This window comes from Bradyrhizobium sp. HKCCYLS1011 (genome assembly GCF_051167795.1).
GTDB lineage: Bacteria > Pseudomonadota > Alphaproteobacteria > Rhizobiales > Xanthobacteraceae > Bradyrhizobium.
Genome location: NZ_JBNPTT010000001.1, coordinates 384813 through 407278, shown reverse-complemented (window position 1 = coordinate 407278; position 22466 = coordinate 384813). Strand labels below are relative to the sequence as shown.

The window sequence follows — 22466 nt, the reverse complement described above, 5'->3', positions numbered from 1 at the left end:
GCGGAATGGTGACAGGCTGATGGCAGGGGATGCCGACTGGCGGCCCGTGGCCGGAAACGGCCAGGTTCGCCTCGCACAATTGAATTGAGGCGAGAGCCGCGCAACGGCCCTCTTCTCTCTTTCCCCCTTCGCAGCGAAGCGGAGCGGCGGCGAGGGTTTGGGGAGCCGTCCGGTCTCCAACAGCAGTGCGATTGACATGACGTTCCGCCGAAAGCCTTTTGCCGGGTTGGCCGGCCCCGTGGCATACTGGGGACACATGGCCGTATGACTCCCTGCCCCGCTTTGTCGCCGCAACATCGATTCCGGTTCGGATCATCTTGGCGAACGGGACAATTTTTCATATAGCGGTGGTATTCAAGCTGGCGCGGCGGAGTCGTCCGTCGTCGCCGGCGTTCAGAATGGTCCCGTAGCTCAACTGGATAGAGTAGCGGATTTCTACTCCGCGGGTTGCAGGTTCGAGTCCTGCCGGGATCGCCAGGTTTCAGCTCGCCATCGTTTTTCATCGCTCGCCACTACTCATAAATAATTCAAAAACCCCGCAAAACATAGAGTTTTTCGTATCGTAGCCACTCGTGATTGTTCGCCATTTATCACGCGAGCGCAGCGGCCAATTTGACCCGCTGTTAATCCCAAGGCTAAGGTTTGGGTCTCCTACCCGGATTTGGGCTGCACCGGTCGCGCGAGCCCAAAAACCTAGGAAAATCAGTGCCGGCCGTTTGGCACCTGGAAAGAGACTCTAACCTCCAACCCGCGGCCAAAACGGGTTGAACAGCAAGAAGAAACTGACAATGGCGCGCATTTCCCAAGGCCTGAATCCCGCCGAATTGCAATCACTTCCCGACGGCGAACACTGCGACGGCGGCGGCCTCTATCTCCGCGTCACCGGCATGGGCGGGCGAAGTTGGATCGTGAAATATCAATGGGCCAAGAAGCAGGAGAAAATGGGCATCGGCTCGCTCGCAGATGTCGGCCTTGCCGCCGCCCGCAAGAAGGCCCGCGAAATCCGTAACCAAGCGCGCGACGGCATCAATCCCAAGCTCATGCGCGAGCAGGTTTCGGCCTCGGCGCGCTCGGCACCGTCGTTCAAAGAGTTCGCCGCCACGATCCTGGAACAGAAGATCATCGAGGGATTGAAGGGCGACAAGAGCAAGGCCAAGGCGTGGCGCTGCATCAATGTCTATTGCGCTTCCCTCCATAAGCTGCCGATTGATCAGATCGGCGTCGACGAAGTCGAGAACGTGCTAAAGCCGATTTGGCGCAGCAAGCCCAGCGCGGCGCGCGAGACCCGCAGGCATCTGCAAACCGTGTTCGGGGCCGCCAAAGCCAGGGGGCATCTTGACCGCAATGCGATCAATCCCGCCACCTGGGAAGACAATCTCAAACACCTGTTGCCGAAGCAGCCGAAAGCCGGATCGCTGCGTGGCAAACACAAGGCCCTGCCCTATCAGGACATGCCGGATTTCATGGTGGACCTGCGGAACCTCACGGCGCAAAGCGCCAAGATGTTGGAGGTTTGCATACTCACCTGTGTCCGCACCATCGAAGTCGTACAGATGCAATGGGCGCAGCTTGATCTGAAAAAGGGCCGCTGGGTCATTCCAGGCAAGGTGATGAAGAACACCCTGGAAGCCGACGTTCCCTTGACCGATACGGTCATTGCTCTACTGCGCGAAATCCAGGATGCAGGCTGGGATGACACATACGTATTCCCCGGCCTGAAAGCCGGCACCACCTGCTCAAACAACACCATGCTGAAGCTCTTGAAGGTCGACATGGGCCGCAATGCGACCGTGCACGGCTTCCGCTCGACCTTCCGCACCTGGGGCCAGAACGAAACCGCGATTGAGCGCGAAGTCCTGGAATACTGCCTGCACCATATCGAAGGCGGAGCGGCCGAGCTTGCCTATGCCCGTGGCGATGTCTGGGAGAAGCGGAAAGCCGCGCTCAAGGCCTGGGAGACGTTCTGCAACCGCAAGAAGGGGCCAAAGCTCAAGCTAGTCGCCTAAGGCCGGTCCGGCCCCTCTCTGCACCGCGCTAACTGGCTCGCGCTCGGAAGCCAGCAACCGCCTGCACCGAGCCTGAATACCAATAGCGCGTGCCGGCCATTCCCTAAGCTGCGGAAATCCGCTTGCGCTCGCCCTGTGGTTGCGTGTAGGTGGTTACTTGTCTTTTGGCAAGTTGATGACGGATCAGAGAATGGAAATTCGCGGTATCGGCAAAACCATTTGGTTTAAGGATCTCTCTCCCGGTAACGTCTTCGCGTACAGAGTTGGTATCGAGCCGGCGCACGGGATCTCTCTTAAGAAGAACCAAAATGGGTTCGCCGCGGTGGCGCTCACGCATGCACCGGGCAAGCAACTGAGATTGCCGTCATTGGTATCTGATCAATTCTTTGAACTGGGTCAGCCAATATTCGTTTATGAAGAAGCGTACGCACTCGCAGACCAAAAGCTCGCCAATTTCGAAACGGAAAGGCCAAAGACTGGCTCACTCGTTTTGTCAGTGGCCGGCACTTTTCTGAGATGCCACCGCGACGGCAGCGACTATGAAGTAGACCTAACAACGGGCGAGCTGAAGACCCCTGGTCAAACGCCTACCTTTTGGACCCCACGCTGGGCGATCAAGGACCGGCTCGGTAGTTCGATTTTCGAGCACATTGACCCATGAACCTGAACCGACAAACCGGCTGACCAGGCCGGCTGGAGAGATCCGCTTGCGCGCGCCTACCGCTTTTGCCTCATGTGAAAAATTGAGGCGGTGTCCATGATGTTTTCGTTTATCATCAATCGCACCTGTTCCATGTTCGCTTCGGCGATCTCCCTGCTCTTCGAACCATCCGGGGCGCCTTTCACCTGAGTTTCAAAGTCCGCCATGATGGCTCTCAAGCCTCTTAAGCGAATCTTGTTCATGATGTAGGCAGATACATAGGGTCCGATCGCGCCAATCGCCACAGCGAACCACGGAGCCGCCGATTCAAGGACAAGCGTCCATGCCTCGCTCAAGCCGAATTTTTGTGCGGCTATGATCCAACCAGTACCTGCCCCGGCTCCGGCCACCTTGGAAAGCGTGCCTGGCCGATCGGTCGTCTTAAGAACTGGAGTCTGGCTAGGCTGCTCGGGTACTGATGGTGATGTCATGATTGCGCCGAATGCGATCGTGCAGGCGCACCAACTCGTTGGTGTCCAGCTTCTGAACGCTATCGGCGGTAATTTCTTTCACGACCGTTCCGTCTTTATCGATAAAGACGATAGAACGGGGCCTCGAATTTTGCCAAATCCGAAATACCAGGATGGCCGCAGGCACAATCATGGCAGCCGCAGAAAAAACCGTGAGCAGCCTCATTACTTCGACTTCAGTCATGAGACCCACCATGCAAATTACCACCTTCAGCGCTTAAAACGATGCGAACCATGACAAGTTCCCGCAGAAGGTGCAAGTGACAAGCACACAATTGGGCCCCTAGACCCCTTTAAAAATCGTAAACAGGGCCATTTTGATGACCTTTGGTGCTCCTGACCAGCCCAAAGTTCACGGGCGAGTGCCGCGAAGCAGGTGCCCCATATATGGGGGCCGCCTGCCAGTACCAGCCCCGATTCGTGGGGTGGCGCTAATTTGCGATCGACCCTGAATGCGTCGTTGACCTAGATCACGCCGGTTCCAGAACTGCACAACGGCACGTTTGATCATCACGGCCAGGATCGGCCGCACGCCGTCCGCATCGGACCCTGTGTATTCGCAGCCCGGCCGGTCGGCGCCATCATCTGGTCGAGTACGGCATTGCCGCCGACTTCCCTAAAGCGCGGGCCGCGTTCGAGGCGGTTTGGCGCCGGTTCGAGCCAAAGCTGACCGAATCCGATTTCAGGCATACCGGCGCGGGCCCCGCACTCCGGGACTGAAGAGAGGCGATGTGGGATGCGGGCTGCAAGCTGCCGACCCACCCAGGTGGCGGCCGGCCGGTCGACCTCCTTCTGCCGTGCGGAGATGGGGATCGCGGACGTCGACCGGTATGTGCTAGTAGCACACTTGAACCGAGTCAGCAGTTGATCCATCGTCGCATAGCTCGGATCAACCTAGGGACGATCTCTCCCTCATGACTGACGATGTCGTCAAGCACCGCGGCATAGCGTACGCGGAACACTTGTCCTGCCTCTCACCGGAAGAACGATGGCGCATCAATGAGCGTGCTCGCAAACAGGGTGAGGAAGAACACAAGGCGTTCCATGAAAAATTTCAAGCGGGACAATGTTGGGTCTGCGGCGAGTCATTGACGTCGTTTGATCCGGCCAAGCCGTGTCCTCACTGGCTCCTGAAGCCTAATGAATTCGGCAAGGAGCATTTCGAGCTGATCACACAGAAATATAGCCTCAACAAGCTTGAGCACTACTTGCGCTGGGTCGCAAACGAGGAGGCGTTCGCGAAGAACATCAATGACCTGGCTGATGAAGGTAGTGGCAAGCTTGTCGAACTCACGATCAAATACAAGAACCTGCTGTGGTCATTCTCGTGTAGCGCAAGCGATCTCAGCGGGCACGACGGAGGCGGCGAACACTCGAAACGGCCTCACTGGCATTTTCAAATGTACGTCGATGACAAGCCGTTCATCCGGTATAACGATTTCCACGCGGCACTTTCCGACGAAGATGTTGCGCTCTTCGAACACATACGTAAGAACCCTGGAAAGGTCCGGAGGCGTTTCGCGGGCGGCACCGGAATGGGCGACGTGCTCAACGAGTCAACGCTTGAGCAGGTTGTTGCCATGGGTCGATCGGTTGTGACGGACGAGGAGGCTAACGCCGCGCCTATCGACCTCAGCACGATCGTGATTGCGGAGCCCGGAAAGACCATCAGCGGCGAAGATATTTACAATCTCATTCAGGCCGCGAAAGCTGAGAACGTCACTATCACGAGCAAGCTTCGCGGTCTCAAAGGCGCGAACGTTAGAACCATGGTTTCGGCCGGACCCGGTGTCGTCCCACAGGCCGTGCGTTCTGGCGGCCGGAAACGGAAGCGCGGTAACAGACCGCTGATCCAAGAGGACCGCGAATGGCGCGAGCGACTCAAGCGCGAAAGTGATCCGGCAGATTAGCTGCCCTCGGCGGTGCGGGTGTCCGGCGCTCAATACAGCGAACCTTTACAAGCGCTGTGGTTGGTAGCGTGCTACATCCCCGGCCCCCTCGGCCCGGTCATCGCCCCGTCTCGGTAATGCTAGACGGCGTTGCGCTTCACCTTCACGCGAGCCACAAGACTCGCGAGCGATGAACTCTGCACGCGCAGCGAAAACTACCTCTGGGTCTGCGAGGCCAATCCTGATCGACTTTGGCAAGCTGAACGTGCTTGCGGCTACGGCGTGCCCGACGAGCCGTGCCCGCAATATTCCGGACGACGCCACGCCCGACTTGCCCGAAGGCTTCCGTGTTGAACTGGACGAACAAGGCTTCCGGCACTGATGAGTGCCAAGGGCTAGGGCCGCCCCTTCGATGATGAAATCGTCCTGCCCGATGGCCGCGTACTGCGGCTTCTTGGTGATGCCGCCCCGCTATGTCGCCGCGCTGCCCGAGAAGGTGTAGCACCGGCCCGAATGGGCTCTCGCGGCGGAGATGCTGATGAAGGCTTGCGGGCAAGACCCCGCTGATGTTCGCCCATATCGCCATCATGAAGGCGCTACACGCCGGCAAGCAACGCCGCCGCCGGCACCGAGACGGAATGCATCGAAGAGGTATCGGATCATCAGGCAAGTTGACCGAAATATCCGCTTCGATGCAGCGTTCGGACGTTGAACCTGACGTTGCGCAAGCTGAAGAATTGTACAAAATGGATGTATTCAGAATCGGGAGTGGCTGATATGGGGCCAATGTCGTTTAACGATAGGATCGAAGTAATTCAGTCTGGACAGAGACGCATCAAACTCTTTGTTGACTTCTGGAACGTAGTCATCAACGCCCGGAACCAATGCAAGGATTTCGATATCCATGTCCATTGGGATCGACTTGTCGACCATCTCGTCCATCAGACAAGGCAAGGCCACTACGATAGGACAACGGGTGAATTGGCCGGCTGTTACATTTTCGGCTCCAAGTCCCAATCGAACCCACAGGAGTCTAAGTTTGTTCAAGAGACCTTAGACCGATACGGATCGCAATCTGGGCTCTTCTTCACTTTTGCCGAACGTGTCCCGAAGCAGACCGCTACGATGTGCGCGAAATGCGGCGAGCAAGTGAAACTGACGTCCGAAAGCGGAATTGACGTTATGCTAGCAGTGGAGATGATCAAACATGCCTTCATGCGTGAACACGAATACCTCGCGCTGGTGTCCAGCGACCGCGACTTTGTCCCAGTGCTATCCTTCCTAAGGGATCAGGGTCAGCGCGTCTTGCATGTTGCGACGGGAGCCCCAGATCGGGATATGCGCTCCATCACTTGGGCTCAAATCAATCTGCAGGAGCTATATTCGGATCTCTGCACGATTCAGCATGAGCACTATATCGCTCTGACAGCGCCGCCTTGCGAGGAGCAGTTGAAGCAAGTTCTCGATGCCGCCCCTGTCACGCCCGATCAGATCAGAATTATTGATATAACAGAGAAGTCAGAAATCAAGGATAAGGACTTGGATTTCTTGATGTCTAGTTTGCAACTCTACTGGCACAAAAAGGACGGCGCCGGGGTGCATTACAGCCACCGGCAAATCGGCGGCGGCCTTGGCGAGTTTCGACGCCAACTTGCGAGTGGAGATCTGACGGGACCGCTTCCCTGCGTGGTCCGCGATGGGGTAGCTCAAATCCAGTTCCACGGCGGTGCCCGCTGGGTCGTAATGGCTGGCGGCGACATGGGATCGTGGTCAAAATTATTCGCAAATCGGTAGACTGCTGCGAACGGTGGATCAGCACGCTGTGTTCATTCCGGCCAGGCGTCGGCCTTTCGATTCACGCTTTCGAGAGCAATGAGCCGCATCGGCTGCTGCACAGGCCACCTGCGTGCGGATTGCATATGTTGTTGGTTCGGGGCCTCGTCGGTGCCCCACACGGAGCAAGCCCCAGTGACGGAAGAAAGCAAAAACGCTGCAGAGGACTATCGCCGGCAACGGCAATCTGCCGACGCTTACCGAAATGGCTTTAGATATACTACCGAAACATTCGACAAATGGTTGGCGAGGAACGAGCAACTGTTACGGGATATCATCAAGGCAAATGGCACCTCCGATGCGGATGTCGAGCAAGTCTTGGAAGGCTACAAGTCGTATATTGCTGCCGCACCGCCTGGTTCGCAATTCGACGACAAGAATGCGCGCGCAATCCTCGGGCAGATCCTTCAAGATATTGAGCGTCTTTGCCGTGAGCAGAAGATTCCTATCCGCAATGGCGTGGTCTATGGCGTTGCGCCCGAACTTGGGCTGCTCGCAGGCCAGCGCGAAGTAATAGAGACGGACGTCAGCATTATTGATGTCAGTATGCCATTCCTCGCTTTTTGCAACTGCGTGAGCAAGCTCATTGCCCGCACCCTGCCGCACGAAAGAGAGCCGTCGATAGACGAAAGAAAGTCGTTGACCAAGGTGTCCAACGACCCTGCTGCTGTAGTCGCAAGATTGCGAGCGTCGCCAGAACTCATTGGCGAATGGATTTTGATCGTTCTGCATTTCGCTTGCGGCTGGCTGCCGCCCTCACTCATCAAACCGCCGCCGGACCAGGCTGGGCAAGTAACGCGCATCTTCCTGTTGAAATCGATGGAATGGTTTGCGCTCGCCCACGAGTACGGCCATCACGTGATGAAACATGGTCAAGCCACTTCATCGAGCGAAGAGACGTACAACGTGTTGCGTGATGAGCACGAAGCTGACATTTTCGCGAGAGCGGCAAGCATAGCGTTGGGCGATCGCGCTGAGCCTCCAAATCTCTATGCGATGTTCGGCGTGGGCGGGGTTATCGTGCTTGGCATGATGGATATGGTCCGGCGCGCGCGTTGGGTGCTGGAAACGGGTGCCGACAATGTATCTGCTGACAAATCACATCCGCCGCTTGCCGACCGGATCAACGTCTTTGGTCTCTTAGATCAGATGTTGCCAGAGGAACTGCGGCCCATGGCAACTGATATGCGGAATTGCTTCCTGAAAATTATTGAAGGTATTTGGGAGAGTGTGCTCCCGGCTATACAACAAGGACATAGAGACGGCGTACGACCGGCTGAGGCGGCAAATCAGCCCGGTTGGTTGCCGTCGTAGCGAATACTAGGCTCTCCGGTTGTTAGGGCATATCGAAGGAGTACCGCTTCACCTTGTGAATGCCGGCATGCCTCATGAACCTTACAATAGTCTTGGTGCTACCATCGACCAGTGGCTCGAACACGCCGCAGCTCGTTAGAGACAACCGCTCGGTGATAGTACCTGCGATGATGCGTTCGCCCTCGCCCGCGGGCTTGAGCCGATAGCCCAGGGCGCGCAACTCGTCTGGCAAGGCGCTACCCTCCAGACACTCCATCGCGATTTCCGGCGCGGCGGGGATGCTGGTGATCCAGCCGCCGCGCTCGGTGATGAACCGGTTCAGCGCGGCGAACTCCTCCCGCCGGTTCGGCGCCGTCTGGCCAGGCTTGTAGTTGGCCGCCGCTCTGTCGGTCGCCAGTGTCTTGGCGACGGCGCCAGCCGGCCGCGATTGTTGCTTATCGCTCATCGATGCCGTCGATAAAGGCCGCGACGGTGTCGGCGTAGACTTGCAGCGCGCTGCGAATTGGCGCCGGATCGCGGGTCGGGCCGCCGTGCAGATAGTTGCGCAGGCGGATCATGACCACGTTGGCCAGATCATCGATTTCCGCAAGCTGGCGATCTTGGAGCGTCGGAATCGGCATGGCTCAATGCTCGATGAGTTCGAACGAAAGATTGCGGGCGGCGGCGGCGCCGTAGAACCGGCGCACATGATCAAAGACGCGGTCGATGGTCATGACGTCGTCGTTATAGGGGCTGATCGGCTCGCCGAGACGCGCAAGCATCTGCTCGGCCCATCGGGCGATCTCAGGGCTAGAGCTGCGCGCGGTGATGCCGGGGATCATCCACGTTCCCTTTCGGGATAAATGCCCTGGTCGCGCATTCGCGCCAGCTTGGCCTTGTTGTTCGCATACTCCCGCTCGGCCTGCTCCGGCGGCAGCCAGCTCATAGACGTGCGCGCGACGTCGCGTTCCTCCGGAGAAAGCGTAATCCGGCCCGGATCGCGCCTGCCGCTGGCGCTTGGCGCGGTGCGACTAACGGGCGCTGCCATCGGGATATGCTGGCGCGGCGAGGCCGTCGCGGTTGGCGGTGTCGGCGCGGGCGTCGGCAATAGCGGGCGCGGCATGGCCGGCTCATAGGATGCGCCGGATGCCGCCTGCCGCGCATTGGCGGCGGCGGCCTCGATCTGGCGCGCGCGCTCGGTCTCCATTTCGCGCATGCCCGCGATGATACGCTCATCCATGGCGTCGGAATCGTCGGGCACGCCGTCCGAAAGCGCCCGCTGATAGGAAAACGCCATCGCCTGCGCCAGGGCGTGATCGATCAGTGCCTCGGGATGCCGGCGCAGAAATGCTTTCTTGTGCGCCGACAGCTCCAGGCTGTCGATGTGCTGCTCAAGCGCAAGCCGCTGCCGCTCGGCCTGGTCGATTGTCTCGGCGCGCCGGGTCGCCTCAAGCGCATGGCGAATCGCGTCGTCGCCCGCAGACGGAGATGGCGGCGGCGACGATGCCGGAGCCAGTGCTTCCGTGGTCGGGGCATCGCGCGCCGCCGCCATCGGCCCGGCGGCGAGATCAGGCGGGGCGACTGCGCCGCTCCTGGTTTTCCTTAGCTGCATAGTTGCTCTCCGGCCGCGCCAGCTCGCGGTCAATGCGCGCCAGCTCGTCGGTGGCGCGCCTATGGATGTAAGGCCAGCGGTCCTTGCTGCGCTCGGCCAGCCGCATCAGGTGCTCAATGTACAAAGGGTCGAAGGTGGCGCGCTGGAAAACCATTTAGTCCTCGCGCCGCGGCGGGGCCGCGGTCGATTGCAGCCGCACCTTGCCGCCCGTGTCGGGGAGGCGCATTTCGCCCGATCGCGCCCGCGGCGCGATAGCCGAGTTGCGTTCCGCTCTGTCCGCCCAAAAGCGCAGCGCGCTCTTGTCACGGCTCTGACCAGGATGGTCATCCCATAGCGGGCTGGCATTATGGTTGCGCGGGAGGCGCATGGCTATCTCCTCATGCTCGGCTGCGCGTGATCGGCGCGACGGCCTCATTCACCGCCCGGTTCGGGTCGGCCAGATCGGCGCGCGGCCGGTCGCCCCGCGCAGCATCCTGCTTGAATTGCTGATCGCGCGAATTGAGCAATTCGGCTAGCGCGTCCAGGACTCCGCTGTTGCCGTGATAGCGGCCTTCCCAGCGGTCGCCGGACGGGTGGCGCAGCTCCAATTGCCAATAGAAGTCCTGCGGCGCCTTGGAGGCAGTGGCGATCCGGCGCCGGCCTCGGGCATCGGTCCCGATCAGCTCAAAGGACTCCGCGATCGTTGATTGGAAGGTGAGAACCACGGTTACCTCCGGACCATGCCTTGGTCATCGCGATATGATCCATCGGCGCGCATCTGCCGATACTTGGCCCGCTGCTCGGCATAGATCCGCTCGCGCTCGTCATTGGACAGGCTCGCGTCGGATGTCCAATTGTGCGCAACCTCGCGCTCCTGCTCGCTCAATCCGTATTTCGACGCCTGCGGCGCCGGCCGCATGGTCTCGGCATGCTGCACACACATCGCGTGATATTCGTTGGCCTGCACCCGCAGCGCGGCCAGCTCCTGACTGGCGCGAATCTGCTCGTCGACGTCTCCTGCGAGCGTTGCCCGCTCGAAGGCGGCCTGCTGCTCGACGATCGCGGATCGATAGCCGGCCATTGCTTGCCGATAGATTTCATCATAGCTGGCCATTGATGACCTCCCGATGGTGTTGCGGCCTTGGCGCGCGCGGCTGCGCGATGCCGAGAGTGGCAAAGTAATGCGCGAGCGCGCGCCTGATCACGGCCGAACTTGTTAGCTGCTCGGCCTCGGCCAGCGCCTCGACCATCACCGCCATTTCCGCGCTCATCCAACTGTCAATTCGCGCCGGGTATTTCGGTGCTTTGCTCATGCGGCGTTTGTCCGACGTTGTGCGACTAGCGCCGATCGTCGCGGACGCGGCCGTCGTCCAGTCCGCGCCAGCGCTCATAGGCGTCCGCGAGCTGGCGCTGCGCCCGATTCAGCCGGTCCGTGTCGCCGTTCTTGCTATAGGCAGCCATTGCCCGCTCGACCTCGGCCCGCGCCGCCTCGATGCGCTCGACCTGACTATCAATCCGCGTTCGGTGAACCATGGTGTCGCTCCTTCGCGACGTCGCCGCGAACCCGCGGCAAATATCGCTCGCCATTGATAGTGCGAGCGTTCGTTCGCATAATACCAGAACGGAGAAACACGGACAATCAACGGAGGTCTGTCGTTGCATCCGACCAGCGTAACACTGACCAGCTCGGGCGTGAGTTCATGGCTGCCGCTGAACACGGCGGGCTATTCGCCGATGAACGTCACGTTCCAGATCACCGTCGCGGCATTGTCGTCGCAATATACGGTCGAAATCACCTGCGACGATGCGCAGGGCATTTTCCCATCGTCTTATGGCATCGCGGCGTTTCCAGCATCGGCCGTCGGCGGCCCAGCGATCTCATCCGCCAATCAGATCGCCGGCATTGCGGTGCCGATCAGCGCATGGCGATTGCGGAATACCTCGACGGGCGGCGCGGTAACGGCTCTGGCACTGGCGCAGGGCATCGGATGACAGACGGTCCCGATATCGTCGGCGACGGTCGCGCGGCGTGGCGACGGATTCGCGACAGCGAGCGCGTCGAGTTCCTGGAATGGAAGATGATCGGCGAGGCCGCCGCGCTGCGCCAGCTCCAGACCGATCCGCGACGGACCAGCGCTCTGCCAAACCTGCGGGAGGGCTTAGGTTGGACGAAAACTTTGCAGTACCCCTTCGCCTCCCTTTTGAGGATCTTTTTTGGTTTGACCGTCTAACCTTGGTGGTTCTGTCTAGCCAAGGAGAACCCCATGACCAACGGCGTGCTCACCGATGAACAGCTCACCGTCTACCAGGAATACCGAGTGGCCATGAAGCACCTCAAATCGGGCCGCGATTTCTCGGACTGGATGAAGATTGCGCGCGGATATGACCAGGCCCGCAGCGAAGCTATGCGCCGCGCTGGGACCAACGTGCCGCAAGGGGCCACATACAGGGAGGAATTTGCGCGGATTGAAAAGCGCGAGAAACTGATCGACCGAGACCAGCAAGGCACAGAATTTCCCAGCAAAGAAGACCGCACCTATTGCATCAAGGTGCTTGAAAATTACGACACGCCGAGCCTCGATCCGCGCCGCAAGTCCATCAAGGAATGGCGCGCCACCCTGCCATCCAGCGAGGCCGCCAAACTGAATCACCCCAAGCGCGTCTGGATGGCCTATTGGCAGGCGACCGAACCCCGAGCCGAGAAGGATGCAAAGCGAGCCGAGCGCGCGATGCGGGAACCGAAGCAGGACAAGATGCTTGAGGCCGTTGGCCAAGCGGAGGCGGAAACACACGCCGCTCGTCGGGAGACCGAAAGTCTGCGTGAACTACTTGGCTACATCCGCGACCACGTCCAACTGCCCGGCGACGTCGCGGTCAGGATCGATGCGGCGCTCCGCGGGCTGTAATAAAGGCGCCCCCCGCGCGCCCATCGCCGATGCAACAAGCCGCCGCAGCACATAGGCCTCCTTGGATAAACGCGCCGGCGGGCTTCCCCTGGCCCGCGGGGACCCGATCCGGCCAAAATGGGTCCCCTTTGGCGGAGAGGCAGCCCGGAATTCGTCTATGTTGGTGCGGCCCGGCATCCGCCTCCGTTTAATGGCTGATCGAATCGCCGACGGAGGCATGCGGGGTGACGGAAGAATTTGACCCGCAGCGGGCGCCGCCGCCCGCGTACCCGGCCTGCCGCAGATGCGGGGAGATACCGGGCTTCGCGTTTCGGCTAATGGACCCACGAACCGGACACGCGATGCGGATGTTTGAATGCAAGCAGTGCCGCGCAATCAACTGGATCGACCCTGACTGAAAATCAAAAGAATCGGCCGGTGCCGGGAACTCGCGGCGTGGCTGGGGTTAACGGGTCCGTTCCAGCGGCAGTGCCTAGCCCGATCGAACGGCGCGAGCGGCGGCAAAAGCCAAAGGCGCCCATCCAATGACCCAAACCTGCGGCCCAACCGATTTGATAACCGATTGATATCAAGTCATGTTTTCTTGGTCAGCGACCGGCCGAGCAACCGGTCAAAACGATCGATCGATTAGCCTTGGACTAGGCGCTCGGCGGCGCTCGGCCCTGCGCGCAACCGAGTGAGCAGCGACGGCGGGCCAGACGACGGCGGCGGCGGGCGCGACGGCGGGCCGGTTCCGAGTCTCCGGATCGCGGCGGATTCGCTGGCGAACGCGGGAAATCCCGGTTTTTGCCCGCCAGCGCTGGCCGATGTTAGCTCAACCTTACGAAACCTTACCCATCGCGGATTCGGCTAAACGCGCGTTTTGCGCCATTTTGAGCCCTTGAAGGCGCTCCGGAGGGCCGTGGCCGCGCATCTCCGCGATTCCGGCCGTTCTGGCATCGGCGGGCGGGTGTTAAGCTCGCTTGGCGCGCTCGGCCAGGTCGGGGCGGTCGCGCTTGAGACGGCGCAGCGCATAGGTCGCTCCACGCTGGCCGGCAGAGGTAGCATTGCTATCTCTGCCATGCCCGCCGCCGATCTCGCCATGCTCGGCGAGCTGGCCCACCTCGCGCATCAGCAGCGCGTCAAGTTCAGCGGCTGAACTTCCAGCGTCCGGCTGTCGGCGAGCACGGTGCGCGCATGTGAGATCAGAACCTTGACGGCTGCGGCTTTGGGCGGTTCTAAATCGTTATAGATTTCTAACCTTTTCCCGCGCCCTGGCTTTCCTGGTGGGTACATCATCGCCACCGCCATCGCGCGCTGGCGCCCGGTGGAAGATTTTCTTCCGCTTTGTGGAGGATTTTCTTCCAATGCTTGCCGAGCGCGGCGCGGAGCCGCCACCCGCGAGCGAGCGCAGCGCCGCGCGCCGGGTTCCGCTCTGTCCTCATTCTCAGATTTTATATTTCTTCCAGTTCTACAGTTCAGGGACTCGGGCGTCCCTTTTATGTCCCTTTGAGGATTTCCAGAAAAGAGACGCGGGCGTCTTTTTTGTGGTGGTCAGGCAGTTTTTTTGGCGCTCGCGACGAATGCGGCTGCTTCTCGCTTGAGTGCCTCGTCCTCAAGTTCCTCAAACTCAAGAAAACATAGGACGCTGTCCATAACGTCGATGGCGCTTTCGGTTCGCTCGACAAGGCGCCGCACCTTGGCCTCGTAGGGTGCCGGCATCTTCTCCAGCAGATAGCGCAGCTCCTTTGTCACGTCGTCGAGAACGTCGGCGCTGCGTTCGAGCTCAAAGCGAATGTTCCTGCTCATTTAATCCTCTTTTGATTACGGGAGGGAACTGCCGGTCGCGATCGCGGGCGGCCATTGGAATCGGAACTGTCCGGCGTACCTTGCGACGTGCTGCGGCTGGATCTGGGCCAACTGCTCTTTGGCGCAGCGGGCTTTTTCCTCGGCCTCGGCCTGCTCGCGCGCCTTGGCCTGCTGTTCCGCCATTTGCCGCATGCTGGGCGGCGCGCTGGCGCCGTTCATCACCAGCGCCGTTCCCTTGACCATGCTGCGGGTGGCACTGGCATAGCTCTCGCGCCGCTCGGCCCGCCTGGCGACGACGGCGGCCTGATGCGCCTTCACCGCCTCGTCGTCGCGAAGGAGCCGATAGCGCGCTGAATGGCCGCGCCCCTGTTTGCCGGGATCGACGACGCAGATGCAATTGGACGCCAACAGCTTTTGGATCATGCGGCGCACGTGCGGCTGGCTCATATGACAGTCGACGGCGAGCGTATTGAGGCTGGGGTTTGCCTCTCCGGTTTCGGCATTGACGTATTCGGTGAGCGCGAACAGCACCAGAAACGCCGCGGCCTCCAAGCCCTTGGCGCGCTGCAGGGCCAGCCAATCCTTGGTTCCGGCTTTCGTCCAGGGCGCGCCGCTCATGGCGACGCCTCCGCGCGGGGCAATCGCTGTTGACAGGACGATGATGGAGGCGGGCTTGCGCCGGGATTCCGGGCGCTGGTAGATTGTTGCCCTCGCTGACGGTTACTACCAGTTATCGGAGGCCCGGCCTGTCGCCTGCAGGCTGGGCCTTTTTTCATCCGCGCTTGTCCTGCGTGATTGTGTTGGCCTGCTCCATCATCCGTTCCATCGCGGCAATCGGCACACGCCATAGGCGGCCGACTTTGATCGCGGGAATCTGTCCGGCGCGGACCGCTCGATAAGAGCTGGCCGCGCAAAGGCCGAAATAACGTGCGCCTGCCGTGGCGACGCTAAGCGTTTTCTCCGTGTCCTTTTTCATTGAGCGCAACTCCGAACTACATGGCGCTGTCGGGCGATACGCTAAGAGAATCGTACGTGCCGTCAAGCATATCCGTGCAATGCAGCACAAAAGAGTGTCAACAGCGCTCGATGGTCGTTGACGACTGAGCGAGCCGGGAGCAAACGCGCAACGCAGCGAGCTGCTGTAATCAACAGCGGGCGCGCTGAAACAAGTAGCAGAGGGTTCGCGTATCATGACCGAGCCGGACAAGACGACGCCTGCCACCAGCATCAAACACCGTTCCAAGAAATTGCATCGCGACTATCCGGTGCCGCCACCTAACAGGCTCTCACTGTCGCTCAACGAGACCTGCGGCTTGACAGGGATCGGGATGACCGCAATCCGGCAGGCAATTGATGCGGGCTTGCTGCCGGCGCATCGGCTGGGCAAAAAGGTTGTAGTCCGACGACAAGATGTAGATGACTTTCTGAAGCGACTCCCGTCTGGATTGCGCAAACGAAATTCACCAAAACACCCCGCGGGTTGAAAAGATTGCCTAGAGAAGCACCACCAATACGCAACCCGCGGTTAATCCTGGCATTCCGATCATCCGAATCGCGCAAAATATCCTCTGCGTCTTCAACTAGTTATGAACATAGTTTGGGGACTGCCGGGATCGCCACACCTAATCCTTCCATCCGAGCTTGGTCGGCGGTTCGCCCGCGACATCACTCTCTGATCCCGGCTTCAACGGATTTTTCTCTCGCATCGTGTCGGAGATCAGGAAGTCCGAACGTCCTACGTTCGCGATGCGGCTTCAATACGATGGGGCCGCCAAGACATCCCAAATAAGGGGCAAACATGCTGAAAATGATCTTCATCAACCTTCCCGTGACCGACCTGGCCGCTGCGACGCGCTTTTACGAGGCGATCGGCTGCACCAGAAATGCTCAGTTCAGCAGCGACGGGGCTTCATGCATGGTCTGGTCCGATACGATCACCTTTCAGCTCCTGACGCGCGCCACCTACGCCACATTCAGCCACAAGCCGATCGCGGACGCGCACAAGACGAGTGCCGCGCTGTTTGCGATTTCCTGCGACAGCCGCCAGGACGTGGACGCGATCGTCGACGCGGCAGTCTCGGCCGGCGGAAAAGGCGACATCCGCGATCGTCAGGACCACGGGTTCATGTATGGGCGAACCTTCGAGGATCCGGACGGCAACATATTCGAGCCGATCTGGATGGACCCCGCCGGAATGGCGGCCGAGCCGGCGATACAAGGCGGCTGACCCCACGGGCCCGACCAGCGGGAAATGGCCGCTCGGCCCCCCCCCGTGTCAGCGCGGCCTGGACGAAACCGAATCCAGGCCGGACGACATCATTTTCCGACCTGGACGAAAACCGATTGAAACGGGCGCGGGGCACCCTGCGTTCGTTCATTAACCCTGGAGTTTGGTCATGTCCGCGCTCCTGAATTTCATCTTTGAATCCTATTTCCTGACTTACGTGGCTCAATTCCCGGAGCTCGATCCTGATCGCATGAGCGCAGAGCCTTGAGAGCCACAACGCGTCCCTGTACGTATGATCGCTCCCTCATTAAGCTTTTCGCTTCAGCTTAACGGCATCTGCAAATTGACGATCGCGCCTTCTTCAGCCACGCCGATGCGAGCTGGAGAATTAGCATGATCGAACTTGCTGTGTTCGCCGCAGTCAGCTGCGCAGTTGGCGCGCTAGCCGTGGCCATCTACGAGCGGCGACAAGATGTGCTGCATGGGCCGTATATCGAGAGGCGCCCTGGCCGTCGAAGTGCTAACAAGGCTCGTCGGTGGATCCGCATCATCCGCCATCTCGTCGCCCCGTCGACCTGAGGGCCAGATTCGGGCTGATCACCGAAATCCGGCTTGGCACTATCTGCCTTGTCTCACCCTCGCTGTAAACAACCCTCGCCGGCTTATCCGTTCGTTAAAAGAAGCCTGCACTCAGATCGAGGCCGTAGCTGGCCAAGAGCAGCGATATCGCCAATCCCGCCAGGCCGAAGATTAAGAGAATTTTCAGCGTCTCGCTGGCGCCGACGATGGTCTCCGAGACGCGGGAAAAAGCTCGAACGATTGCAGCAGCCATTGCCTTGGTCTCCGGGGAGGACACACCGCCTCACTACCACGACGTCAGTCGCGCCCGCTGTGAAGTAGTTCACGCGGCAGCCGAATTGAACCTTCACGAGATCGCGACAGGCCGACGGGCGATGAGTTTCGTTCGCGTCAGCGCATCACGCGTGAGCGAGGATGTTGACCAACCGGCCAAACGGGTCATGAACAAAGAAGCGGCGCACGCCCCATGGCTCCGATGCCGGTCCATACACGATGGCAATGCCTGCCTGCGCGACCCGTTCAAGGACCTCGTCCAGATCATCCACTTCGATCGACAGGTCCGGCACATCGGCGCCGGAGCCTCCCTCGGAGGCGATGCTCACCTGCGCCGGGGACATCGCGTCGCTGGCGAAAGTCACGATCCAACTGAGATCCATCACCACATCCATTCCGAGGATGTCGCTGTAAAATGCCTTCGCCGCTTCAGGCCACCCGCTCTTGATATTTGCGACGACACGTTTGACTGCCATCGGAGACAGCTCTCCTCGAGATAGCCGTCACCTTATCACGGGCGCGATCAGCGCCCGCGAGCAGGTTCGCCAACAGGCGCAAAGCAGCCTTCAGCCCGCCAGATGACGCGCTGCGATGAAGACCGCGGTTGTGCACACCGCCATCGCTGAGAACAGACCGGCGACGCTCCGCGTCAGCCGGGCTCGGGACAGATGCCTGGCCATTTCAAATCTCCGCCACTGTGGAGAGTTAATGGACCTAAAGCTCCGCAGTTCCTCGATGGCCCGTATTGGCTCCCCCCGCGCGGAGCCCGGATAAGCGCAGCGACGCCCCAGGACGACCGCGAACCGGCGCGCGGTCAGTCCTGATTCAAGGACAGGCTGATGCGGGTGACGATATCGTCCCAGGCACGCTCTTCGGCCGCCGGATAGTTGATCAGGACGCAGTGGACGAAATCATGTGCAAAATTGCAGCGGTTGTACCAGACGATGCCGCCCCTGGTGCTCGACACCGCGAAGAAGCGCGGCGTGATCCTCTTATATTGGATGTGGGCGGGCGGGTTCTTCTTGGCGAGAAAGGCGGCCGGTGAATCGTGTGCGGCGTTCGGCGCCGATTGGATCGTAAGGTTGGCGCGGCCGTCGGCGGTCTGAAAACGCTCTCCATAGCCGTCCGGTCGTCCCGACGGTTCGCTGAAGATCGAGGATGGAATGTCGACCGACGTGCCGGTCTCCGGAATTTTATAGGTGGTCCAGCGCGCGGGTTGCGCCTGCGAAGACGCGCTGACGCCGGCCAGGGTGAGCAGCGCGGTCGCGGCGAGGATCAGTTTCATGGCGCGGTCCCAGCTTCCGAAAAGTGACGACGCACGCTAGCGCGACTTCGCGACGTTCCGAAGGCGAAGCCCGTTCCCGTGCCGACCGACGGACAAACGCGTCCTCCTATCCGCAGTTCCGGACATCGTCTGCCATCGAACCTGGCCTGGGTCGCAGATACCCATAAGGACGCGGAACCTCGCTGGGAAGCGCGGGTTTACGTGCATTCGACATGCAACACGCCTGTCGCGACGGAGGAGAATCAAATGTCCATTCGAAATGCTCCGGTGCTCGGCCGAACGGCCGTGATCACCTCAGTGATGGCCCTAACGCTCGGCGCACTGACGCCGACGCATGCGGATGCAAGGCCCCGCCATTGGCATGGCGGAGGCGCGGCTGCAGCAGCGGCCGCTGTCGGCGCGATTGGCTTCGGACTTGCGGCCGCGGCGGCCAGCGACTCCTATGCCTACGACTATGGCGGGCCAGCCTATGTCGACGGTCCGGTCTATTATGGCGGACCTACCTATTACGGCGGCCCGGCCTATTACGGCTATTACCGCTCCGGCCACTATCCCTATCAGCGCTACGGCGGCGACAGCCCCTATGCCTATTGCGCGCAAGGCACGACCTGGAATTGCCAGTAAGCGAGATCGGCCAGACGAGACGCGTGATCCCGGCGCGGCCGATCGTGCGGCCTGGGACCGCCTCTCAATCCGCCAGATGGACTGGCCCGGTATGCCGGCATACCGGGCCGCTCTCTATCCGCGTCTTGCGCGATCTTGCGACGGAATAGTGCTGAACGACCACAACGCTTGAGAAAACTAGGGCTCAGCTGCCGTGTCGTCGTGTTGGACTGTAGCCGATGCCTTCAGCGCATTGATCTTGCCCAACAGCCAAGTGTCGACCGCGAATGGCCCGCTGCCGCCGAGCACCAGCCCGACGAGACAGGCCAGGTAGAGGAGATCGGTCTCGTAGCCAGGCTGACCAAATCGTGCGCCGTCAGCCGTAATCGCCTGCAGCTTGATCGAGGAAAAGCCGTACTGCAGATGCACCGTGAAGATCGCGACAAGCAGGACGATCGCCATCGGAATGCTGATCAGCGGGACCAGGGCTCCCAGAGCGATGCAGATTCCGCCGATGATCTCCGTTGCGATCGTCAACAAGGCCATGAATTTCGCGGCCGGCAATCCGAGGGCGTGCAACAAGCCGGTGAAGTTGTCAGTGCCGCGCAGCAGTTTCGCAAACCCATGTTCGGCGAAGCCGTAGCCCACCATCAGCCGAAGCGGGATCGGCGCCCATCGGGCAATCCCGGACGACATGAGGTCCTGCAGGACGGAAACGATCCGGCCAATGTGACGGTTTCGACCTTGAGCGCTGTGCGGGGCATCTGACATCACCATGAGCTTTTCTCTTCTTGTTGGAGCGTAAGCCGATCGGAGCACGATGCTGCTCGTGCCTTTCGGTCAGCTTTTTGCTCTTCGGCGGAGAGTTCGCCACGTTACCAGCGCACCATCGCGATTTTCGCCGCCTCGCGGCGTCGTGACTGACTGTCGATGCGAGTCAGAAATCGCTTCGCTCGATGCCAATCGTGATTCCGCCGCACCGCTGCCCCGCCATGGTCCGCCTCAACTCTGGATCCACAGCAGCAGCGCTGCGGCGGCGACCAACGGCGCAAGCCCTGCGGCCACCGCAAGCCAGAACCCGTATTCTCGGAATTTCTCCATGGCCTGACAACGCGGGTCGGCGAGACCGGTTGCTCACCCTGCCCCGTGCTGCGCGGCGAGCACAACAAGGCCGACTTCGCCTCGCTTGCGGCGCTCGCGAGCCGCAATTTGATTGCATATTGAAGGGAGATCAGTTCGAAACCGATCGCAGCTTCGCTCGTACCCTCGTTGCGCACGTGCGTTGTCAGACAAGGCTGTGACATCGTGACCAAGATCAAGGACGCGCCGGAGCGCCAGACTGCGACCGCCGAGCCTCGGTGCCCGAACTGCACCGCCCCGCCACGGCTTCGCCATACCTTGCTTGATCCGCGCCGTGGCCGAACCGTTCGGCTGTTTGAATGCAGCACCTGCGGCGAGTGGATCTGGGACGATTGATCCAAAACCAGTTGAGCCGATCTTCAGCCCGTCCGGAACGAATTGCGTGTTCCTGCGTTGGAACGCGTTCTTCGGGAACATCAAATGAAAGACATTCTTGCGCACCTGGACAAGCTCCGGGCCGACGCCGCTGAATGTGCGATGATCCGCGACTTGGCGACCGATCGCGAGAAGCGCGAACTGTTCGCGCGTTTGGCCGATCATCTGCACGTTCTCGCGACCGAGGTCGAACGTGCCATCCAACAGCAGAAGAGCGCGGACAGGTCGCGCTAGCGGCCGCATCATCTGGCTGTGCTGACGGGCTTCATCGCGATGATGAGCGGCGTGTCCTGGCTCTCCTTCGTGTGAGGCCGCAATCATGACGGTGTGATCGGGGCGGCGCCGTTGTGCCGCAAAGCAGGTGGGCGGCAAATTTCATCTGGTCAGGATCTACCTGAGCGCGAGCGGGAGTAGTGGCGGGCGCTTCGGCGATCAGACGCCTCGGTCCGAAACGCGGTACGAGTGCCCCGAATCGGACGTCGCTCCAGGTCTCGGCGGTCACAAGCGAGATTCGGATTTTGCTAAACCGTCGCCTGTGCGGCACGACTATACCGAGGGCGAGTCTCTGACAGCTTAAGACCAGGAGTTTCAATTACAGCGCGTACACGCGCTTTGACACAATGGTTAACTAGTTTTAATTGCATTTCTTAGATGTCTACAACCTTTTCTCTTGATTTTTGCTTCAGATTTCACACGCGTACCTTTGTTTCCGCAACTTCGCCGCAAAAAGTGCACGAAGCTGGGTTCCAAATTCATGATTAGAACCTGTCTAGAACAATCAGTACTGATCTGCTCCGGTCCGGTTCTATCAGAGATAAACTAACTAAGTTTGATGAAGCTCCGTCCTCGCACCGCGTACAGAGATCACATATGACAGTCATCGCAAAATCCATCCCAAGCTTCCAAGACGCCAGTCTTACTCCCGATCAGCTGCGCACCGCTCTGAGGCTCTGCGGTGCCGTGGTATTTGGAGCGCTGCTCCACGCCACCTACGGCCTCGACCTGAGCTACGGCTTCTTCTAAGAAACGAGCTTTTCATCCAGCGGTTGCAGCCCGCCGACCCCGGCGGGCTTTTCTATGTGCGGGCCACATCGGGGGCGCGGGCATGGCGTGGCCGGAGCGCTACATCACATTTCGCTGCCGCTTTTGCACACACTCGCCGCGCTCAATTCACAATTTCGCCGCGCGCGAATTGATGCTTGCGGCTGGTGATGTTGCTGCGTCTGGGGTGGGTAACGTGATGCGTTCGCCAGTATATGATCTCTATCAGATGAAGCCGGAACGTTTGCCGAAGGGCGCACGCTCGGCTTGGCTCCGAACCCGGCCGAATGAGCCGCCGCCGGCGCCGGAGGACTGGATCTTTGTCGGCAAGGAACGGCATCCGAGCAAATGGACCGTCGCCGAGATGAATGAAAAGGGTCGGTGCTACCGGGAAATTCCGAGCTGGCTGTCGCGACGCCCCGGCGCAGCCTCTTCGCCGTCGGCGGAGAACTCGGCCGCGTGAGCGT

At 60.3% G+C, this 22466-nt stretch carries 33 protein-coding genes and 1 tRNA gene; 16 read left to right on the top strand and 18 right to left on the bottom strand.

Annotated features, from left to right (window positions below; translation table 11 throughout):
* Positions 1–400: 400 nt before the first annotated feature.
* The 3 genes from ACQR1W_RS01955 to ACQR1W_RS01945 all read left to right on the top strand — a co-directional run bounded on the left by ACQR1W_RS01955 (position 401) and on the right by ACQR1W_RS01945 (position 2667).
* Positions 401–477 (top strand) — tRNA-Arg (locus tag ACQR1W_RS01955).
* A gap of 311 nt (positions 478–788) precedes the next feature.
* The gene (locus tag ACQR1W_RS01950) at positions 789–2006 is read left to right on the top strand and encodes a tyrosine-type recombinase/integrase (RefSeq protein WP_434849234.1); all 1218 of its coding nucleotides are present in this window, start codon (positions 789–791) and stop codon (positions 2004–2006) included.
* Positions 2007–2196: 190 nt separating this feature from the next.
* A complete protein-coding gene (locus ACQR1W_RS01945; RefSeq protein ID WP_434849233.1) occupies positions 2197–2667 on the top strand; it encodes a hypothetical protein in 471 nt (156 codons plus the stop codon).
* Positions 2668–2723: 56 nt separating this feature from the next.
* On the opposite strand, the gene ACQR1W_RS01940 is transcribed toward ACQR1W_RS01945, so the two are convergent.
* Together ACQR1W_RS01940 and ACQR1W_RS01935 are read right to left on the bottom strand one after the other, a co-directional pair.
* Positions 2724–3137, bottom strand: a complete 414-nt coding sequence (locus ACQR1W_RS01940) for a hypothetical protein (RefSeq protein WP_434849232.1) — start codon at positions 3135–3137, stop codon at positions 2724–2726.
* Positions 3106–3360: a hypothetical protein gene (locus ACQR1W_RS01935; protein WP_434849231.1), complete on the bottom strand. Its 255-nt coding sequence runs from the start codon at positions 3358–3360 to the stop codon at positions 3106–3108. Before ACQR1W_RS01935 ends, ACQR1W_RS01940 begins: the two co-directional genes overlap by 32 nt.
* A gap of 730 nt (positions 3361–4090) precedes the next feature.
* On the opposite strand from ACQR1W_RS01935, the gene ACQR1W_RS01930 reads away from it, so the two are divergent.
* The 3 genes from ACQR1W_RS01930 to ACQR1W_RS01920 all read left to right on the top strand — a co-directional run bounded on the left by ACQR1W_RS01930 (position 4091) and on the right by ACQR1W_RS01920 (position 8212).
* Entirely contained in the window at positions 4091–5086 is a 996-nt protein-coding gene (locus ACQR1W_RS01930; RefSeq protein ID WP_434849230.1) for a hypothetical protein, read from the top strand.
* 687 nt (positions 5087–5773) lie between these two features.
* Positions 5774–6859 (top strand): NYN domain-containing protein, encoded by a 1086-nt coding sequence (locus ACQR1W_RS01925; protein ID WP_434849229.1) that lies wholly within the window; start codon positions 5774–5776, stop codon positions 6857–6859.
* Positions 6860–7033: 174 nt separating this feature from the next.
* Positions 7034–8212, top strand: a complete 1179-nt coding sequence (locus ACQR1W_RS01920) for a hypothetical protein (RefSeq protein WP_434849228.1) — start codon at positions 7034–7036, stop codon at positions 8210–8212.
* Between the two features lie 22 nt (positions 8213–8234).
* Here ACQR1W_RS01920 and ACQR1W_RS01915 read toward each other — a convergent pair whose 3' ends face one another.
* The 9 genes from ACQR1W_RS01915 to ACQR1W_RS01875 form a co-directional block, all read right to left on the bottom strand.
* Positions 8235–8657 (bottom strand): hypothetical protein, encoded by a 423-nt coding sequence (locus ACQR1W_RS01915; RefSeq protein WP_434849227.1) that lies wholly within the window; start codon positions 8655–8657, stop codon positions 8235–8237.
* Positions 8647–8832, bottom strand: a complete 186-nt coding sequence (locus ACQR1W_RS01910) for a hypothetical protein (protein WP_434849226.1) — start codon at positions 8830–8832, stop codon at positions 8647–8649. Before ACQR1W_RS01910 ends, ACQR1W_RS01915 begins: the two co-directional genes overlap by 11 nt.
* Positions 8833–8835: 3 nt before the next feature.
* Entirely contained in the window at positions 8836–9033 is a 198-nt protein-coding gene (locus ACQR1W_RS01905; protein ID WP_434849225.1) for a hypothetical protein, read from the bottom strand.
* On the bottom strand, positions 9030–9803 hold the full coding sequence (locus ACQR1W_RS01900) for a hypothetical protein (protein WP_434849224.1): 774 nt from the start codon (positions 9801–9803) through the stop codon (positions 9030–9032). Before ACQR1W_RS01900 ends, ACQR1W_RS01905 begins: the two co-directional genes overlap by 4 nt.
* Positions 9760–9957 (bottom strand): hypothetical protein, encoded by a 198-nt coding sequence (locus ACQR1W_RS01895; protein WP_434849223.1) that lies wholly within the window; start codon positions 9955–9957, stop codon positions 9760–9762. The genes ACQR1W_RS01900 and ACQR1W_RS01895 overlap by 44 nt, the downstream gene beginning before the upstream one ends.
* Positions 9958–10180: 223 nt before the next feature.
* Positions 10181–10507: a hypothetical protein gene (locus ACQR1W_RS01890; protein ID WP_434849222.1), complete on the bottom strand. Its 327-nt coding sequence runs from the start codon at positions 10505–10507 to the stop codon at positions 10181–10183.
* 2 nt (positions 10508–10509) lie between these two features.
* The gene (locus ACQR1W_RS01885) at positions 10510–10896 is read right to left on the bottom strand and encodes a hypothetical protein (RefSeq protein ID WP_434849221.1); all 387 of its coding nucleotides are present in this window, start codon (positions 10894–10896) and stop codon (positions 10510–10512) included.
* Positions 10883–11095: a ribbon-helix-helix protein, CopG family gene (locus ACQR1W_RS01880; protein WP_434849220.1), complete on the bottom strand. Its 213-nt coding sequence runs from the start codon at positions 11093–11095 to the stop codon at positions 10883–10885. The genes ACQR1W_RS01885 and ACQR1W_RS01880 overlap by 14 nt, the downstream gene beginning before the upstream one ends.
* Positions 11096–11120: 25 nt before the next feature.
* A complete protein-coding gene (locus ACQR1W_RS01875; RefSeq protein ID WP_434849219.1) occupies positions 11121–11315 on the bottom strand; it encodes a hypothetical protein in 195 nt (64 codons plus the stop codon).
* 123 nt (positions 11316–11438) lie between these two features.
* Between ACQR1W_RS01875 and ACQR1W_RS01870 the strand changes: the two genes are divergently transcribed.
* The 4 genes from ACQR1W_RS01870 to ACQR1W_RS01855 all read left to right on the top strand — a co-directional run bounded on the left by ACQR1W_RS01870 (position 11439) and on the right by ACQR1W_RS01855 (position 13826).
* Complete coding sequence (locus ACQR1W_RS01870) at positions 11439–11774, top strand: hypothetical protein (RefSeq protein ID WP_434849218.1); 336 nt, start codon at positions 11439–11441, stop codon at positions 11772–11774.
* Positions 11771–12013 (top strand): hypothetical protein, encoded by a 243-nt coding sequence (locus tag ACQR1W_RS01865; RefSeq protein ID WP_434849217.1) that lies wholly within the window; start codon positions 11771–11773, stop codon positions 12011–12013. The genes ACQR1W_RS01870 and ACQR1W_RS01865 overlap by 4 nt, the downstream gene beginning before the upstream one ends.
* A 33-nt stretch (positions 12014–12046) precedes the next feature.
* A complete protein-coding gene (locus ACQR1W_RS01860; RefSeq protein WP_434849216.1) occupies positions 12047–12688 on the top strand; it encodes a hypothetical protein in 642 nt (213 codons plus the stop codon).
* A gap of 901 nt (positions 12689–13589) precedes the next feature.
* Positions 13590–13826, top strand: coding sequence for a hypothetical protein (locus tag ACQR1W_RS01855; protein WP_434849215.1), 237 nt, complete (start codon positions 13590–13592; stop codon positions 13824–13826).
* Between the two features lie 395 nt (positions 13827–14221).
* On the opposite strand, the gene ACQR1W_RS01850 is transcribed toward ACQR1W_RS01855, so the two are convergent.
* The 3 genes from ACQR1W_RS01850 to ACQR1W_RS01840 form a co-directional block, all read right to left on the bottom strand.
* Complete coding sequence (locus ACQR1W_RS01850; protein WP_434849214.1) at positions 14222–14476, bottom strand: hypothetical protein; 255 nt, start codon at positions 14474–14476, stop codon at positions 14222–14224.
* A 15-nt stretch (positions 14477–14491) separates the two neighbouring features.
* Positions 14492–15094 carry a helix-turn-helix domain-containing protein gene (locus ACQR1W_RS01845; protein WP_434849213.1) on the bottom strand — a complete coding sequence of 201 codons (603 nt, stop codon included), beginning with the start codon at positions 15092–15094 and terminating at the stop codon, positions 14492–14494.
* A gap of 154 nt (positions 15095–15248) precedes the next feature.
* The gene (locus ACQR1W_RS01840; protein WP_434849212.1) at positions 15249–15452 is read right to left on the bottom strand and encodes a helix-turn-helix domain-containing protein; all 204 of its coding nucleotides are present in this window, start codon (positions 15450–15452) and stop codon (positions 15249–15251) included.
* Positions 15453–15666: 214 nt separating this feature from the next.
* Here ACQR1W_RS01840 and ACQR1W_RS01835 point away from each other — a divergent pair, with 214 nt between their 5' ends.
* Together ACQR1W_RS01835 and ACQR1W_RS01830 are read left to right on the top strand one after the other, a co-directional pair.
* Complete coding sequence (locus ACQR1W_RS01835) at positions 15667–15960, top strand: helix-turn-helix domain-containing protein (RefSeq protein ID WP_434849211.1); 294 nt, start codon at positions 15667–15669, stop codon at positions 15958–15960.
* A 314-nt stretch (positions 15961–16274) separates the two neighbouring features.
* Positions 16275–16703, top strand: a complete 429-nt coding sequence (locus tag ACQR1W_RS01830) for a VOC family protein (RefSeq protein ID WP_434849210.1) — start codon at positions 16275–16277, stop codon at positions 16701–16703.
* Positions 16704–17376: 673 nt separating this feature from the next.
* Here ACQR1W_RS01830 and ACQR1W_RS01825 read toward each other — a convergent pair.
* The 3 genes from ACQR1W_RS01825 to ACQR1W_RS01815 all read right to left on the bottom strand — a co-directional run bounded on the left by ACQR1W_RS01825 (position 17377) and on the right by ACQR1W_RS01815 (position 18840).
* On the bottom strand, positions 17377–17535 hold the full coding sequence (locus tag ACQR1W_RS01825) for a hypothetical protein (protein WP_008973403.1): 159 nt from the start codon (positions 17533–17535) through the stop codon (positions 17377–17379).
* Positions 17536–17680: 145 nt separating this feature from the next.
* Positions 17681–18031, bottom strand: coding sequence for a VOC family protein (locus ACQR1W_RS01820; protein ID WP_434849209.1), 351 nt, complete (start codon positions 18029–18031; stop codon positions 17681–17683).
* A 338-nt stretch (positions 18032–18369) separates the two neighbouring features.
* Positions 18370–18840, bottom strand: coding sequence for a hypothetical protein (locus ACQR1W_RS01815; protein ID WP_434849208.1), 471 nt, complete (start codon positions 18838–18840; stop codon positions 18370–18372).
* 246 nt (positions 18841–19086) lie between these two features.
* Here ACQR1W_RS01815 and ACQR1W_RS01810 point away from each other — a divergent pair, with 246 nt between their 5' ends.
* Positions 19087–19464, top strand: a complete 378-nt coding sequence (locus tag ACQR1W_RS01810) for a hypothetical protein (protein ID WP_434849207.1) — start codon at positions 19087–19089, stop codon at positions 19462–19464.
* Between the two features lie 177 nt (positions 19465–19641).
* On the opposite strand, the gene ACQR1W_RS01805 is transcribed toward ACQR1W_RS01810, so the two are convergent.
* Entirely contained in the window at positions 19642–20139 is a 498-nt protein-coding gene (locus ACQR1W_RS01805) for a DoxX family protein (protein ID WP_434849206.1), read from the bottom strand.
* An 864-nt stretch (positions 20140–21003) separates the two neighbouring features.
* Here ACQR1W_RS01805 and ACQR1W_RS01800 point away from each other — a divergent pair.
* From ACQR1W_RS01800 to ACQR1W_RS01790, 3 genes are all read left to right on the top strand, one after another.
* Positions 21004–21192 carry a hypothetical protein gene (locus ACQR1W_RS01800; RefSeq protein WP_434849205.1) on the top strand — a complete coding sequence of 63 codons (189 nt, stop codon included), beginning with the start codon at positions 21004–21006 and terminating at the stop codon, positions 21190–21192.
* 636 nt (positions 21193–21828) lie between these two features.
* Positions 21829–21981: a hypothetical protein gene (locus tag ACQR1W_RS01795; protein WP_434849204.1), complete on the top strand. Its 153-nt coding sequence runs from the start codon at positions 21829–21831 to the stop codon at positions 21979–21981.
* A gap of 217 nt (positions 21982–22198) precedes the next feature.
* The gene (locus tag ACQR1W_RS01790) at positions 22199–22462 is read left to right on the top strand and encodes a hypothetical protein (protein ID WP_434849203.1); all 264 of its coding nucleotides are present in this window, start codon (positions 22199–22201) and stop codon (positions 22460–22462) included.
* The last annotated feature ends 4 nt before the right edge of the window (positions 22463–22466 follow it).